We start from the raw sequence: 13,802 nt of genomic DNA, 5'->3' as shown, positions 1-13,802 counted from the left end.
TACCGGCGCGGCACCGGTGGAAGGTAAGGCCGACCTTCCTTGAAGGGCTGGAATCAATAACGGCACACTGGCGTTGTGGAATTCGTGGGCACCAACGGGGACGGCGACCAGCCGACGCGCCAGCGCGTCGCGCGGGCCATCCTCGTCAACGGCCCCTCCACCGCGGCCGCCCTGGCCGCCCGACTCGATCTCACCCCGGCTGCCGTGCGTCGCCACCTCGACCAGCTGGTCGCCGAGGGCTCGGTCGAGCCGCGCGACCCGCGCCAGGTCGCCAGCCGCGGTCGCGGTCGACCGGCCAAGGTTTTCGCGCTCACCGAGCGCGGGCGCGACCGCTTCGACCAGCAGTACGACGACCTCGCCTCCGAGGCGCTGCGCTTCCTCGCCGAGACCGGTGGCGAGGCGGCCGTGCGTGCGTTCGCCGAGCGCCGTGCCGCCTTCATCGAGCGCCGCTTCCCCGAGGTGAGCGCCGCCTACCCCGAGGCCACGCCCGCGCAGGTGCTCGCGCTCGTCTTCAGCGACGAGGGTTACGCCGCCACGGTGCGCGAGCTGCCCGTGGTGGGCGAGCAGCTGTGCCAGCAGCACTGCCCGGTCTCCCACGTCGCGTCCGAGTTCCCGCAGCTGTGCGAGGCCGAGACCGAGGCCATCGGCCGCGTGCTCGGCACCCACGTGCAGCGCCTCGCCACGATCGCCCACGGCGACGGGGTGTGCACCACGTGCATCCCCAACGCACCCCACGCAACGCCTGCAGAGTCCGTCGAGAAGCCCGTCGAGAAGAAGGAGCAGGTCACCTCATGACCTCCATCGAAGAACTGAACCCCGAGCTCAAGGGGATCGGTCGCTACGAGTTCGGCTGGGCCGACAAGAACGACGTCGGTGCCGACGCCCAGCGCGGTCTCAACGAGGCCGTCGTGCGCGACATCTCCTCCAAGAAGAGCGAGCCGGGCTGGATGCTCGACCTGCGCCTCAAGGGCCTGAAGCTCTTCGACAAGAAGCCCATGCCCGCCTGGGGGTCCGACCTCGGCGGCATCGACTTCGACAACATCAAGTACTTCGTGCGCTCCACCGAGAAGCAGGCCACCTCGTGGGAGGAGCTCCCCGAGGACATCAAGAACACCTACGACAAGCTCGGCATCCCGGAGGCGGAGAAGCAGCGCCTCGTCGCCGGTGTCGCCGCTCAGTACGAGTCGGAGGTCGTCTACCACCAGATCCGTGAGGACCTCGAGGAGCAGGGTGTCATCTTCGTCGACACCGACACCGCGCTGAAGGAGCACGAGGAGCTCTTCAAGGAGTACTTCGGCACCGTCATCCCGGTGGGTGACAACAAGTTCGCGGCCCTCAACACCTCGGTGTGGTCCGGCGGATCCTTCATCTACGTGCCGAAGGGCGTGCACGTCGACATCCCGCTGCAGGCCTACTTCCGCATCAACACCGAGAACATGGGCCAGTTCGAGCGCACGCTGATCATCGTCGACGAGGACGCCTACGTGCACTACGTCGAGGGCTGCACCGCGCCGATCTACTCCTCCGACTCGCTGCACTCCGCGGTGGTCGAGATCATCGTCAAGAAGGGCGGCCGCTGCCGCTACACGACCATCCAGAACTGGTCGAACAACGTCTACAACCTCGTCACCAAGCGCGCGGTCTGCGAGGCCGGCGCCACCATGGAGTGGGTCGACGGCAACATCGGCTCGAAGGTCACCATGAAGTATCCGGCCGTCTACCTGATGGGCGAGCACGCCAAGGGCGAGACGCTGTCGATCGCCTTCGCCGGCGAGGGTCAGCACCAGGACGCCGGCGCCAAGATGGTGCACGCCGCGCCCAACACGTCCAGCTCCATCCTGAGCAAGTCGGTGGCGCGCGGCGGCGGCCGCACCTCCTACCGCGGCCTGATCCAGGTCAACGAGGGGGCGCACGGCTCGAAGTCCAACGTGCTGTGCGACGCCCTGCTCGTCGACCAGATCAGCCGCTCCGACACCTACCCCTACGTCGACATCCGCGAGGACGACGTGTCGATGGGCCACGAGGCGAGCGTCTCCAAGGTCTCCGACGACCAGCTCTTCTACCTGATGTCGCGCGGCATGGCCGAGGACGAGGCGATGGCGATGATCGTGCGCGGCTTCGTCGAGCCGATCGCCAAGGAGCTCCCGATGGAGTACGCCCTCGAGCTCAACCGCCTCATCGAGCTGCAGATGGAGGGCGCGGTCGGCTGAGGCCGGCCCCGCGTCCCCGCACGAGGACGGCCCGCGCCGTCCCCTGACCTGAGAGCAAGGAACACCTGTGTCACTGACCAACACCGTGGCCGAGGCCGTGGAGATGGGCGACTCGCACGTCGAGTCCCACCTGCACCCGGAGCCGACCTTCGACCTCGCCGCGCACCCGTCGCCGACGGGGCGTGAGGAGATCTGGCGCTTCACCCCGCTCAAGCGGCTCCGCGGCCTGCTCGACGACGGGCCGGCCTCCGCCGGGACGCTCGCGCGAGAGACGTCGCTGCCCGCGGGCGTGACGCTCACCGAGATCGCCCTCGACGAGGCGGACGCCGCCCGGGTCGCTGCGCCCTTCGACCGCCTGGCGGCCCTCGCGGCGCGCCAGGCGCCCACGGCGCTGCTGCTCGACGTCCCGGCGGAGGCCGACCTCGCCGAGCCGGTGCGTCTGCAGCTCACCGGCACCGGGCTCGAGGCGGCCGTGGCCGGTCGCCTCGTCGTGCGCGTGGGCCGCTTCGCCCGCGCCGTGGTCGTGATCGAGCACGCCGGCAGCACGGTCTACAACGCCTTCACCTCGGTCGAGGTCGGCGACGGCGCCCAGCTCGACCTGGTGCACGTCAACGACTGGGCCGACGACGCCGTGCACGCCGAGCAGATCAACGCCCGGGTCGGTCGCGACGCCACGCTGCGCCAGTTCGAGTTCACCCTCGGCGGCGACCTCGTGCGCACCAGCACGAACGTCGACTACGCCGGCCCCGGCGGCACCGCCGAGCTCTTCGGCCTCTACTTCGCCGACGCGGGCCAGCACTTCGAGCACCGGCTCTTCGTCGACCACAACGCGCCCAAGACGATCTCCAACGTCGTCTACAAGGGCGCGCTGCAGGGCCAGGACGCCCACACCGTGTGGATCGGCAACGTGCTCATCCGCAAGGTCGCCGAGGGCATCGAGACCTACGAGGAGAACCGCAACCTCGTGCTCACCGACGGCTGCCAGGCCGACTCGGTGCCGAACCTCGAGATCGAGACCGGCGAGATCGAGGGCGCGGGCCACGCCTCGGCGGTCGGCCGCTTCGACGACGAGCAGCTGTTCTACCTGCGCTCGCGCGGCATCAGCGAGGCCGAGGCGCGCAAGCTCGTCGTCCGCGGCTTCTTCGACGACCTCATCCGGCGCGTCCAGGTGCCCGAGCTCGCCGAGAAGCTGTCGGCGCAGGTCGAGGACGAGCTCCAGCGCAACGTGCTCAAGGAGCTGTGAGCCGATGAGCTTCGAACGCGCCTGCTCCCTGTCCGACATCGCCGACGACGAGGCGCTCAAGGCCACCGTCGGACGCTACGACCTGGCCCTGGGCCGCGACGGCGACGAGGTCTTCGCCGTGCAGGACCTCTGCTCCCACGCGGCGGTCAACCTCAGCGAGGGCGAGGTCGTCGTGTCCGGCGACACCTGCACCGTCGAGTGCTGGCTGCACGGGTCGACCTTCGACCTGCGCACCGGCAAGCCCACCACCCTGCCGGCCACCGAGCCGGTCGCCACCTTCCCAGTCGAGATCCGCGACGGCGACGTCTACGTCGACGTGGAGACCACCCTGAACGGAGTCACCCCCGCATGAGCAAGCTCGAGATCAAGGACCTCCACGTCTCCGTCGAGACCGAGGACGGCGCCAAGGAGATCCTCAAGGGCGTGACGCTCACCATCGAGAGCGGCCAGACCCACGCCATCATGGGCCCCAACGGCTCCGGCAAGTCCACCACCGCGTACTCCATCGCCGGCCACCCCAAGTACACGATCACCGGCGGCGAGGTGCTCCTCGACGGCGAGAACCTCCTCGACCTGAGCGTCGACGAGCGCGCCCGCGCCGGCCTGTTCCTCGCGATGCAGTACCCCGTCGAGGTCCCCGGTGTGTCGATGGCCAACTTCCTGCGCACCGCCAAGACCGCCCTGGACGGCGAGGCCCCGAAGCTGCGCACCTGGGTCAAGGACGTCAACGGCGCGATGGACCGGATGAAGCTCGACCAGGCCTTCTCGACCCGCTCGGTCAACGAAGGTTTCTCGGGCGGCGAGAAGAAGCGCGCCGAGATCGCCCAGCTCGACCTGCTCGACCCGAAGTTCGCGATCCTCGACGAGATCGACTCCGGTCTCGACATCGACGCGCTCAAGGTCGTCTCTGACGGCATCAACGCCTTCGCCGGTCGCGAGGACAAGGGTCTGCTCCTCATCACGCACTACACGCGCATCCTGCGCTACGTGAAGCCGGACGTCGTCCACGTGTTCGTCGACGGCCGTATCGCCGAGTCCGGCGGCCCCGAGCTCGCCGACGAGCTCGAGGCCAACGGCTACGAGCGCTTCCTCTCCGCCGGGGTCTGATCATGACGATGGAGGGCCTGCTGCCGGAGCTGGCAGTGATCCGCAAGGACTTCCCGATCCTCGAGCGCGAGCTCGCGGGCGGGAACCCGCTGGTGTACCTCGACAGCGCCAACACCTCGCAGAAGCCGCAGGTCGTCATCGACACGATGGTCGATCACCTGGAGCGGCACAACGCCAACATCGCCCGGGCCATGCACCAGCTGGGCGCCGAGGCCACCGAGGCGTTCGAGGAGGCCCGCGACAAGGTCGCCGCCTTCCTGGGCGCGCCCGAGCGCGACGAGGTGATCTTCACCAAGAACGCCTCCGAGGCGCTCAACCTCGTCGCCAACACCCTGGCCTGGGCCGGCGAGCGGCAGGTGGGCCCGGGTGACGAGATCGTCATCACCGAGATGGAGCACCACTCCAACATCGTGCCGTGGCAGCTGCTCGCGCAGCGCACGGGCGCGACGCTGCGGTGGTTCGGCCTCACCGACGACGGTCGGCTCGACACCTCGACCATCGATGAGCTCATCAACGAGCGCACCAAGGTCGTCTCGTTCACCTGGGTCTCGAACATGCTCGGCACCGTCAACCCGGTCGCCGAGCTCACCCGCCGTGCGCACGCGGTGGGTGCGCTCGTCGTCGTCGATGCCTCGCAGGCCGCTCCCCAGCTGCCGATCGACCTAGCGGCGATGCCGGTCGAGGAGCGTCCCGACCTGCTGGCGTTCACCGGCCACAAGGTCGTCGGACCCACCGGCATCGGCGTGCTGTGGGGTGCCCGTGCTGTGCTCGACCAGCTGCCGCCCTTCCTCGGCGGCGGCGAGATGATCGAGACGGTGCGCATGGAGGGCTCGACCTACGCGGGCATCCCGCACAAGTTCGAGGCGGGCACGCCCCCGATCGTCGAGGCCGTCGGCCTCGGTGCCGCGGTGGAGTACCTCGGCCACATCGGGCTCGACGCCGTTCACGCCCACGAGCGGGCGATCACGGCCTACGCGCTCGACGGCCTCGGCACAGTGCCGGGCCTGCGCGTGCTCGGGCCGCTCGACGCCGCCGAGCGCGGCGGCGCGATCTCGTTCGAGCTCGACGGTGTGCACCCCCACGACATCGCCCAGGTGCTCGACAGCCGCGGCATCGCGGTCCGGGCCGGGCACCACTGCGCCAAGCCCGCGCATGCGCGCTTCGGCGTGCAGAGCAGCACCCGCATGTCGTCCTACCTCTACACGACGCCGTCGGAGATCGACGCGCTGGTGGAGGCCCTCAACTACACCCGCAGCTACTTCAAGGTGGGATGAGCCATGAGCGCCGGACAGGATCTGGACGCGCTGTACCAGGAGATCATCCTGGACCACTACAAGAACCCGCACCATGCCGGTCTGCGCGAGCCCTTCGAGGCCGAGGTGCACCACGTCAACCCCACGTGCGGCGACGAGGTCACCCTGCGGGTGCACGTCGCCGACGGCGTCGTGGCCGATGTGTCCTACGACGCGCTGGGCTGCTCGATCTCCCAGGCTTCGGCCTCGGTGATGACCGACCTGCTCATCGGCAAACCCGTGTCCGAGGCGATGTCGGTGCACGAGACCTTCGTCCGGCTGATGCAGGGCAAGGGTCAGGTCGAGCCCGACGAGGACGTGCTCGAGGACGGCATCGCCTTCGCCGGTGTCGCCAAGTTCCCCGCGCGCGTGAAGTGCGCGCTGCTGTCGTGGATGGCCTGGAAGGACGCCACGGCCCGATCCCTGGAGGCCCCGTCATGACCGATCACGACCACGCGCACGACCACGCGCACGACCACGGCCACGGCCACGGCCAGGTCGACCACGGCGACCTCCCCGAGGTCCCCGAGGCCGGCGCGCCCGTCGGCACGGTGGTGGTCGGGACCGCCGCCCCCGGCGCGGCCATCACCGTCGAGGACGTCACCGAGGCGATGAAGGACGTCGTCGACCCCGAGCTCGGCATCAACGTCGTCGACCTCGGCCTGCTCTACGGCGTGCACATCGACGAGTCCACCCAGGTGGTGCTCGACATGACCCTCACCTCCGCGGCGTGCCCCCTCACCGACGTCATCGAGGACCAGACCAACGCCGCGCTGGAGGGCATGGTCGCCGACGTCGCGATCAACTGGGTCTGGATGCCGCCGTGGGGTCCGGACAAGATCACCGAGGACGGCCGCGAGCAGCTGCGCGCCCTCGGGTTCAACGTCTGAGCCGGTCCCACGGGCCTGATCGGCCCGATCGGCCCGATCCGATCTGAACGCCGGCGCCGAACCGTACGTATCTCCTCAACGCCGCCCCGCGACCCGCGGGGCGGCGTCGGAGCATCGAGGGGAGGAGCCGCCGTGGCCCGACGCGTGCCCGAGGACACGGTGGACCTGCGCCGTGAGGACCAGCTCTGCGCGGCCTACCGCGCCCACGGCGACGAGCTGTTCCGGCTGTGCCTGCGCTCCACGGGGGACCGCGGTGTCGCGGCCGACCTCGTGCAGGAGGTGTTCCTGCGGGCCTGGCGGGCCGCCGACAGCTTCGACGCCCGCCGGGGGAGCCTGCGCACGTGGCTGTTCGGGATCGCCCGGAACGCCCTGGTCGACCACGCCCGGCGACAGGCGGCCCGGCCGCGACTCGTGCCCGTGGCCGAGGACCCCGAACCCGACGCCGCCACGGCTGACGGTGTCGCCCCCGAGGAGCAGGTGATGGATGCCTGGGTGCTGGAGGAGGCGCTCGCCCGGCTCTCCCCGGAGCACCGGCGGGCGGTCGTGGAGGTGCATCTGCGCGACCGGGCGCCGGCCGAGGCCGCGGCGCTGCTGGGCGTGCCGGTCGGGACGGTCCGCAGCCGGGTCTTCTATGGTCTGCGTGCGCTGCGGATCGCCTTGGACGAGATGGGGGTGGAGTGGTGAACGGCGAGGAGCACCGGGTGTGGCGGGAGCTTCTCGGCGTCCATGCCCTCGGGCGCCTCGAGGAGCCGGAGGCCACCGCGCTCGAGGAGCACCTGGCGGGCTGCGCGCCGTGTCGCGACGAGGTCGCGAGCCTCGCCGGCCTCGGACGCCGCCTGACCGACCTGCGCCCCCGGCTCGCCCTCGACCGGCTCGACCCGGGTCTGGGGGAGCAGGAGGTGCTGCCCCCCGGCGGGGAGGAGCGGCTGCTGGCCGCCGTGCGCGCCGCCGGTCCGACGGCCGGCACGGGAGCGGGCCGGGCGGCCGTGGCGGGGGGAGCCGGTCCGGTGGCCCCGCGGTGGCGTCGTCCGACGACGTGGGTGGCGGCCGCGGCGGTGCTCGCGGCCGTGGGCGGCGCGGGGGTCGTGGGCTACCGCCTCGCGCCCGAGCCGCCGGTGGTGCCCCTGGAGGCGGTGGCGGTGGCACCGGCGGCGGGCATCACGGCGCGCGCGGACCTGGTGCCCCACACCTGGGGCGTCGAGGTCAAGCTCGTCGCCACCGGGTTCACCGCGGGCGAGGCGTACCGGGTGCGCATCCTGGACGCCGCCGGTCGCCGCTTCGACGCGGGCGAGTTCGTCGGGGTCGGCGACGTCACGATGCGCTGCAACCTCAACAGCGCCGTGCTGCGTCCGCAGGCGCGCGGGTTCGAGGTCCTGGACGCCGCCGGCCGCGTGGTGCTGACGTCCGCCTTCGACGCCCCGGCCTGAGCCGTCGGCCCCGCCGGGGCCGCCGGGTCTAGGGTCGGGGCGTGCCCGTCCTGCTGCTGCCCGCCGCTCGGTGGTCGCGGTGGTGGTCGAACTTCGAGCAGCGTCATCCGGGTGCCGCGCTGGAGCGCCGCGACGCCGTCTGGGAGGGGACGGCGCCCGACGGCGCCCGGGTGCGCGTCACGCTGCCCTTCGGCGACCCCGCCGTCGGACCGGTGCCGCCGAGCACGGTCCCGGGACCATCCGACTGGGGCGTGCTGCTGGTGCGTCGCGGCGGGTTCGCGGTGGCGCGGGTCGGCGGCGACCGGATCGTCGCCCACAAGATCGGCCAGCGGCACGTGCAGGGACGCACCAAGGCGGGCGGCCAGGCCCAGCAGCGGTTCGCGCGGCGGCGCGACAACCAGGCCCGGGCGGCCTTCGAGGCCGCGGCCGAGCACGCGGCACGGATCCTGGCCGGGCTCCAGGGTCCGGTGGTCACCGGGGGCGACCGGCCCGCGGTGGCGGACGTGCTGGGCGACGCACGCCTGCGCGGACTGCGACCGGTCGAACGGTGGCTGCCGGTGCCCGATCCCCGGCGGGCCGTGCTCGACGCCGCCGTGCTCGACGCCCTCGCGCTGACGGTCGACGTCCACGACCCGGTCGTGCGCGATTGATCGAGCGGTTCCGGTCAGGGGAGCGGCGGTCCTGCCGATAGGTCGGGCACCCCGACCACGCCGGTGTGGTCGGCCCGATCCGCCCGGGAGGCCCCATGACCGTCGCGCACCGTCACCGCGCCCCCCACGAGGCGCCCGGCGCGGCCCACCGGGTGCGTCCCGGATTCGTCGGCGTCGGTCGCCTGGTGGGCCTGACGCTCCTGCTCGTGCTCGCCGGCCTCACCCCCCGCGCCGATCCCGCGCTGGCCGACGCCGCCGGGCCCGGACAGCCCGGCCTGCCGATCACCGAGCTGCTCGGCGAGGGCGGTCCGGCGATCCCCATGAAGGACCAGGCCATGCTGCTGGTCACGCTGCGGGGCTACCGCTACATCGCCGGCCAGCAGGACTCCGACCTCACCATCTCGCTCGTGGACGGGCGGCTGCAGTACGTCGACACCGGCACCGAGCGGTGGAAGCGGGTGCCGCGCGTGTGTCGCCGTCTCACCGTGCCGCGGGGCATCGGTGCCTCGTGCCCGGTCCCGGCGCGGCTGCTGCTGCCACGTCCGGTGTTCCTCGAGGTCTGGCCCCGGCTCGGCGACGACACGATCACGGCCACGGACCTGCCGGCGAACGTGCGGATGTGGGTCCTGGCCGACGACGGCGCCGACGTGATCAGCACCGGTCCCGGCGACGACTTCGTCAACGCCGCCCAGGGCGACGACCGCGTCGACACCGGTGACGGCGACGACTGGGTGCGCGGCGGCATCGGGACCAACGTCCTGGCGAGCGGACCGGGGGAGGACCGGCTGGTCGGCGGCGACGAGCAGGACACCCTCGACGCGGGCGAGGGCGACGACACCGTCTGGGGCGGCCTCGGGGACGACCTGCTGACCGGCGGCCCGGGCGCGGACCTCATCAACGGCGCCGGCGGGCGCGACACCGCGGTGGCCGATGCCACCGACCGGGTGCGTGACTGCGAGCGGATCCTCGACGACCTGCTCGGGATCTGAGCCTGATCTGATCGGGCGACCCGCGTCCCGGTGTGACCTGGCACTCACTCCGTCCGGGTGATCGCGGAGGCGCAAGGGATCGACAAGACTGGGGAGGCCGGTTGACGCCTCGCCGGCGCTCTCCCGGCCCGGTGTCCGTCCGGACACCCGTCCCCCTCGAGGTCCCGCCATGTCGACGACCCGTCCTGTCCGCCTGCCCTCCGGTGCCCTCTCCGCGACCGCTCCCGGTCGTGCGTTCCCGCTCGTCCTCGCACTCGTCCTCGGTCTCGTCCTGCTGGTGACGCCCCCCGCCGGGGCGGACCACGGCGGTTCCGTCCGCCAGGGCGGCGGCCCGGGTCCGGCCCCGGGGCAACCTCCGACGGCCCTGACCGGGGAGGGTGGCCCGGCGGAGCCGTTGAAGGGCCTCGCGGTCCTGGACCGCACCGAGCGCGGCTACCGCTTCCGCGCGGGCCAGCAGGACAGCGACCTGCGCGTCTCCCTGCTCGGGGGGCGCCTGGTGATCGCCGACCGTGGCACGGCGGCCTGGCGCGGCCTGCCGGCGGGCTGTCGCAGGCTCTCCCCGCCGGTCGGGATCGCGGCCGCCTGTCCCGCGCGGTCACGGCAGCGCGAGGTCTTCCTCGAGATCTGGCCCCGGCTCGGCGACGACGTGGTCGACACCACCGCCCTGCCCGCGCGGTACCGCGCCTGGGTGCTGACCGACGACGGCGACGACGTCGTGCGCACCGGCGCCGGTGACGACTTCGTCAACGGTGCCCAGGGGGACGACGTCGTCGACACCGGGTCCGGACAGGACTGGGTGCGTGGCGGGATCGGGGCCAACACGATCGCCGGCGGGGAGGACGGCGACCGCCTGGTGGGGGGCGAGGACGTCGACGTCCTCGACGGCGGTGCCGGCGACGACGTCCTCTTCGGCGCCGGCGGGGCCGACGAGCTGACAGGGGCCGACGGCGCGGACCTCCTGGTGGGCGAGGACGGTCCCGACACGGCCCGCGCCGACGACCACGACGTCGTGCGCACCTGCGAGCGGATCGTGGCCGACGAGGCGGCGACCCCCGCCCCGCGCGGCGCGCCGCGGCGGATCGCCCGCGCCGACCTGCGGTGATGGGTTAGCGTCGCGCCCATGTGGGCGCCCGAACCGGGCTGGCATCCGCTCCCCGGCGGCACCGGTCCCTCGACGGTCGGCGTGTGGCGCACGACCGACGGCGAACGGCCGCTGGTCGTGAAGCGGCTCGCGCGGCCCGAGCCCCACGATCCCCGGGAGCTGTCCGACCCGACCCATCCGGCGTACTGGCGGCGCGAGGCCGACGTGCTCGAGACCGGCATCGTGCGCGCCACGGCCGGGCTCCGTGGCCAGCCGGCGTCGGTCGAGGAGGACGCGGGGGGCCTCACGATCACGCGGGAGTGGGTGGAGGACGCGGCGGTGCCCGGGCTGTTCCTCGCCGTCGCGCTGGGTCGTTTCGCGGGCTCGGCGCTCCCGCGCCCGGCGTTCCTGTGCCGCGACCAGCTGCGGCGCCGTCTGGAACGCACCGCGCACGCCGCGGGGGGCTGGCCGACCTTGGCGCGGACGGCCGCCGCCGACGTCGCCCACCACCTGTGGGAGCGGCGCGGCACCTTCCTCGACCTGCTCGACGCCCTGCCGCAGGTGCCCCAGCACGGCGATCCGTGCCACGCCAACCTGCCCGGCAGGATCGGTGACGACGCGCTGGCCATCGACTGGGCCACGCTCGGTGTCGGGCCGGTGGGCGGCGACCTCGGCCTGTTCTCCGTCGGCAGCCGTGAGGAGTTCGACCCCCTGCTGGAGGCCTACCTCCTGGGGCTGCCCGCGGGAACGGCCACCCGCGACGACGTGCTGCTCGGCGCGCGGGTCGTGGCGCTGTACACCGCGCTCAGCCGTGCGGAGTGGGTGCTGGCCCGGGTGGCGTCGGGCGAGGGTCCGCTGCTCGCGAAGTTCCGCCATCCCGCGGTGGCGCCCCACCTGCGCGCGCTGCAGCGCCAGTTCGCCCACGTCGAGGCGCTGCTCGGCTGGTAGGTCGACCCGGCCGCCCTCGGCCCGGCCGCCCTCGGCCCGGCGACGCCGCCTCAGACGCGTCCGGCGCCGAACGTGTCGCAGTCCCGGATCGAGTCGCCGGCGAACCCGCGCTCGAACCAGTCCCGGCGCTGGGCCGAGGAGCCGTGGGTCCAGACCTCCTCGTCCACCCGGCCGCCGGTGCGGCGCTGGATGTAGTCGTCACCCACCGCCTTCGCGGCCTCGATGGCCAGCGCGATGTCCTCGTCGGTCAGGTCGAGCAGGAGGACCTGGCCCTCGGCGTCCTCGGTGGTGGTGGCGTGGGCGGCCCACAGACCGGCGAAGCAGTCGGCCTGGAGCTCCAACCGCACGCCGCTGCTCTGCGGGCCGGTGTCGCCGGTCACCTGTCCCATCGTGCCGAGGAGGTTCGAGATGTGGTGGCCGTACTCGTGGGCCAGCACGTAGGGCTCCACGAACGCCCCGGCCGGGCCGTCGAGCTCGCCCTGCAGCACGTCGACGAAGAAGCCGTCGTCGAGGTAGATCGAGCGGTCGGAGGGGCAGTAGAACGGCCCGACGTCGGAGGAGGCCCCGCCGCACCCGGTGCTGATGGAGCCCTCGAAGGTCGTGAGGCCCTCGATCGGGGCGAACCGGTCGCCGAGGGTGGTGGACCAGAAGTCGTCCAGGGAGTTCTCCACCGCGACCCGGGCGCAGTCGGCGCTGGCGTTGGCGTCCTCGCCCGTGGTGCACCCGGCGTACCGGCCGGTGTCGGTGAAGCGACCGGTGTCGTAGGCGGCGCCGGAACCACCGGCACCGCCACCGCTGTTCTGCAGCAGGTAGACCACCACCACGAGGGCGAGCACGACGAACCCGCCGACGCCGCCGCCGAGCCCGCCCGGGAGGGGCAGCCCGCGGCCGCTGCCGAGTGCCCCGCCCAGACCTCCGCCGCCACGGCCGCCGCCGCGCCCGGCGTCGTGCACGCGCGAGGAGTCCAGCCGGGCCTTCGGGTTGAAGCGCATGGAGGGAATCTAGCGATCCGCCGCGCCGGTGGCGCCCGCCCGTGGGATCAGCCCGTGGGATCAGCCCGTGGGGAGCACGAGCCGCAGCCGCACCGTGCGGGCGTCGTGGTCGGAGTGCAGCGGGGTCAGGTCGCGCGCATCGACACTCACGTCCGCGCCGCCGGCCGGCACCCAGAACAGCTTGTCGATGCCGCCGTCGGAGTGCAGCCACCGCTGGTCGGGGTGGAAGGGTCGTAGACCCCGCCGCACGGTGCGGTTGAAGTCGCCGCCGCCCAGCACCGGGATGCCCCGCGCCACGAAGGAGGCGACGATCCGCTCGACCACGACGTGGTGCGCGCGCCAGCGGTCCTTGCGCCAGGGGTCCCAGCGGTCGGGTCGGCCGTTCCAGGCGGCGTGCACGAAGTGGGTGTTGAGCAGCGCCACCGCTCCCGTGGTCCCCGATCCGCCCGGCCGCACGACGGCCCAGGAGACGAACCGGTCGGGCCCGGCGTCGGGACGCCCCCGGTGCACGAGCACGTGGCCGCTGCCGCGCACGGTCCAGCCGCGCGGCACCACGATCGGGACCGAGGTGGTGCGGATCGCCACGATCTCCCGGTCGCGGAACCGCTCCCGCACGGCGGCCCGGTAGCGCGCCGGGATGATCTCCTGCAGCAGCAACGCACCGCCGTCGGGGGTCGCGGCGGCGACGGCGGCCACGTCGTCGACGACGTCCGGCTGCGGCATCGGGTGCTCGCCGCTGCGGATGTTGGCCGTGGTCAGCCCCAGGTCCAGCACGGCCGCGCTCCGGAGACGGCCGGGACGGTCCGGGGAAGGAGGCCCGGGTGGCACGACGGCGGCGGAGACCGGCACCGGCAGCGTCGGCGCGGCGTCCGGGGACGGGGGGCCGAGCAGCGCGGCCAGGACGACCAGCGGGACGGTGGCGGCGGGGACGAGGACGGTGAGCCTGGTCACGTGCCACGACGCTAGGAGTCGC

General features: G+C 72.9%; 16 protein-coding genes. 14 read left to right on the top strand and 2 right to left on the bottom strand.

Annotated features, from left to right (window positions below; all coding sequences use genetic code 11):
• Nucleotides 1–75: 75 nt before the first annotated feature.
• The 14 genes from ACERUJ_RS11120 to ACERUJ_RS11055 all read left to right on the top strand — a co-directional run bounded on the left by ACERUJ_RS11120 (nt 76) and on the right by ACERUJ_RS11055 (nt 11,837).
• Nucleotides 76–795 (top strand): helix-turn-helix transcriptional regulator, encoded by a 720-nt coding sequence (locus tag ACERUJ_RS11120; protein ID WP_370248589.1) that lies wholly within the window; start codon nt 76–78, stop codon nt 793–795.
• A complete protein-coding gene (gene sufB, locus ACERUJ_RS11115; RefSeq protein ID WP_370248588.1) occupies nt 792–2,210 on the top strand; it encodes a Fe-S cluster assembly protein SufB in 1,419 nt (472 codons plus the stop codon). The genes ACERUJ_RS11120 and sufB overlap by 4 nt, the downstream gene beginning before the upstream one ends.
• Nucleotides 2,211–2,277: 67 nt before the next feature.
• Nucleotides 2,278–3,453 (top strand): Fe-S cluster assembly protein SufD, encoded by a 1,176-nt coding sequence (gene sufD / locus ACERUJ_RS11110; protein WP_370248587.1) that lies wholly within the window; start codon nt 2,278–2,280, stop codon nt 3,451–3,453.
• A 4-nt stretch (nt 3,454–3,457) separates the two neighbouring features.
• Nucleotides 3,458–3,805, top strand: a complete 348-nt coding sequence (locus ACERUJ_RS11105; protein ID WP_370248586.1) for a non-heme iron oxygenase ferredoxin subunit — start codon at nt 3,458–3,460, stop codon at nt 3,803–3,805.
• Nucleotides 3,802–4,560 carry a Fe-S cluster assembly ATPase SufC gene (sufC, locus tag ACERUJ_RS11100; RefSeq protein ID WP_370248585.1) on the top strand — a complete coding sequence of 253 codons (759 nt, stop codon included), beginning with the start codon at nt 3,802–3,804 and terminating at the stop codon, nt 4,558–4,560. The genes ACERUJ_RS11105 and sufC overlap by 4 nt, the downstream gene beginning before the upstream one ends.
• An 8-nt stretch (nt 4,561–4,568) precedes the next feature.
• Complete coding sequence (locus ACERUJ_RS11095; protein ID WP_370248623.1) at nt 4,569–5,834, top strand: cysteine desulfurase; 1,266 nt, start codon at nt 4,569–4,571, stop codon at nt 5,832–5,834.
• 3 nt (nt 5,835–5,837) lie between these two features.
• Nucleotides 5,838–6,293 carry a Fe-S cluster assembly sulfur transfer protein SufU gene (gene sufU, locus ACERUJ_RS11090; RefSeq protein WP_370248584.1) on the top strand — a complete coding sequence of 152 codons (456 nt, stop codon included), beginning with the start codon at nt 5,838–5,840 and terminating at the stop codon, nt 6,291–6,293.
• Nucleotides 6,294–6,406: 113 nt separating this feature from the next.
• On the top strand, nt 6,407–6,742 hold the full coding sequence (locus ACERUJ_RS11085) for a metal-sulfur cluster assembly factor (RefSeq protein WP_370248622.1): 336 nt from the start codon (nt 6,407–6,409) through the stop codon (nt 6,740–6,742).
• Nucleotides 6,743–6,874: 132 nt separating this feature from the next.
• On the top strand, nt 6,875–7,426 hold the full coding sequence (locus tag ACERUJ_RS11080) for a sigma-70 family RNA polymerase sigma factor (RefSeq protein WP_370248583.1): 552 nt from the start codon (nt 6,875–6,877) through the stop codon (nt 7,424–7,426).
• Nucleotides 7,427–7,443: 17 nt separating this feature from the next.
• Complete coding sequence (locus ACERUJ_RS11075) at nt 7,444–8,169, top strand: zf-HC2 domain-containing protein (RefSeq protein ID WP_370248582.1); 726 nt, start codon at nt 7,444–7,446, stop codon at nt 8,167–8,169.
• A gap of 41 nt (nt 8,170–8,210) precedes the next feature.
• Nucleotides 8,211–8,819 (top strand): acVLRF1 family peptidyl-tRNA hydrolase, encoded by a 609-nt coding sequence (locus ACERUJ_RS11070; protein ID WP_370248581.1) that lies wholly within the window; start codon nt 8,211–8,213, stop codon nt 8,817–8,819.
• A 95-nt stretch (nt 8,820–8,914) separates the two neighbouring features.
• Complete coding sequence (locus tag ACERUJ_RS11065; RefSeq protein WP_370248580.1) at nt 8,915–9,808, top strand: calcium-binding protein; 894 nt, start codon at nt 8,915–8,917, stop codon at nt 9,806–9,808.
• 394 nt (nt 9,809–10,202) lie between these two features.
• Nucleotides 10,203–10,910 (top strand): calcium-binding protein, encoded by a 708-nt coding sequence (locus ACERUJ_RS11060; RefSeq protein WP_370248579.1) that lies wholly within the window; start codon nt 10,203–10,205, stop codon nt 10,908–10,910.
• Between the two features lie 18 nt (nt 10,911–10,928).
• On the top strand, nt 10,929–11,837 hold the full coding sequence (locus ACERUJ_RS11055; protein WP_370248578.1) for a phosphotransferase: 909 nt from the start codon (nt 10,929–10,931) through the stop codon (nt 11,835–11,837).
• 50 nt (nt 11,838–11,887) lie between these two features.
• On the opposite strand, the gene ACERUJ_RS11050 is transcribed toward ACERUJ_RS11055, so the two are convergent.
• Both ACERUJ_RS11050 and ACERUJ_RS11045 read right to left on the bottom strand, forming a co-directional pair.
• Nucleotides 11,888–12,829, bottom strand: a complete 942-nt coding sequence (locus tag ACERUJ_RS11050) for a neutral zinc metallopeptidase (RefSeq protein ID WP_370248577.1) — start codon at nt 12,827–12,829, stop codon at nt 11,888–11,890.
• Between the two features lie 60 nt (nt 12,830–12,889).
• Nucleotides 12,890–13,780, bottom strand: coding sequence for a hypothetical protein (locus tag ACERUJ_RS11045; protein ID WP_370248576.1), 891 nt, complete (start codon nt 13,778–13,780; stop codon nt 12,890–12,892).
• Between the last annotated feature and the right edge of the window lie 22 nt (nt 13,781–13,802).

The organism is Nocardioides sp., assembly GCF_964228225.1.
GTDB lineage: Bacteria > Actinomycetota > Actinomycetes > Propionibacteriales > Nocardioidaceae > Nocardioides.
This window is presented reverse-complemented; position numbering and strand designations above follow the sequence as displayed.

Excerpts from the sequence above, each read along its gene's own strand:
- sufB (WP_370248588.1), top strand. The coding sequence starts at position 792 with ATGACCTCCATCGAAGAACTGAACCCCGAGCTCAAGGGGATCGGTCGC.
- ACERUJ_RS11105 (WP_370248586.1), top strand. The coding sequence starts at position 3,458 with ATGAGCTTCGAACGCGCCTGCTCCCTGTCCGACATCGCCGACGACGAG.
- sufC (WP_370248585.1), top strand. The coding sequence starts at position 3,802 with ATGAGCAAGCTCGAGATCAAGGACCTCCACGTCTCCGTCGAGACCGAG.
- ACERUJ_RS11095 (WP_370248623.1), top strand. The coding sequence starts at position 4,569 with ATGGAGGGCCTGCTGCCGGAGCTGGCAGTGATCCGCAAGGACTTCCCG.
- sufU (WP_370248584.1), top strand. The coding sequence starts at position 5,838 with ATGAGCGCCGGACAGGATCTGGACGCGCTGTACCAGGAGATCATCCTG.
- ACERUJ_RS11065 (WP_370248580.1), top strand. The coding sequence starts at position 8,915 with ATGACCGTCGCGCACCGTCACCGCGCCCCCCACGAGGCGCCCGGCGCG.
- ACERUJ_RS11055 (WP_370248578.1), top strand. The coding sequence starts at position 10,929 with ATGTGGGCGCCCGAACCGGGCTGGCATCCGCTCCCCGGCGGCACCGGT.
- ACERUJ_RS11050 (WP_370248577.1), bottom strand. The coding sequence starts at position 12,829 with ATGCGCTTCAACCCGAAGGCCCGGCTGGACTCCTCGCGCGTGCACGAC.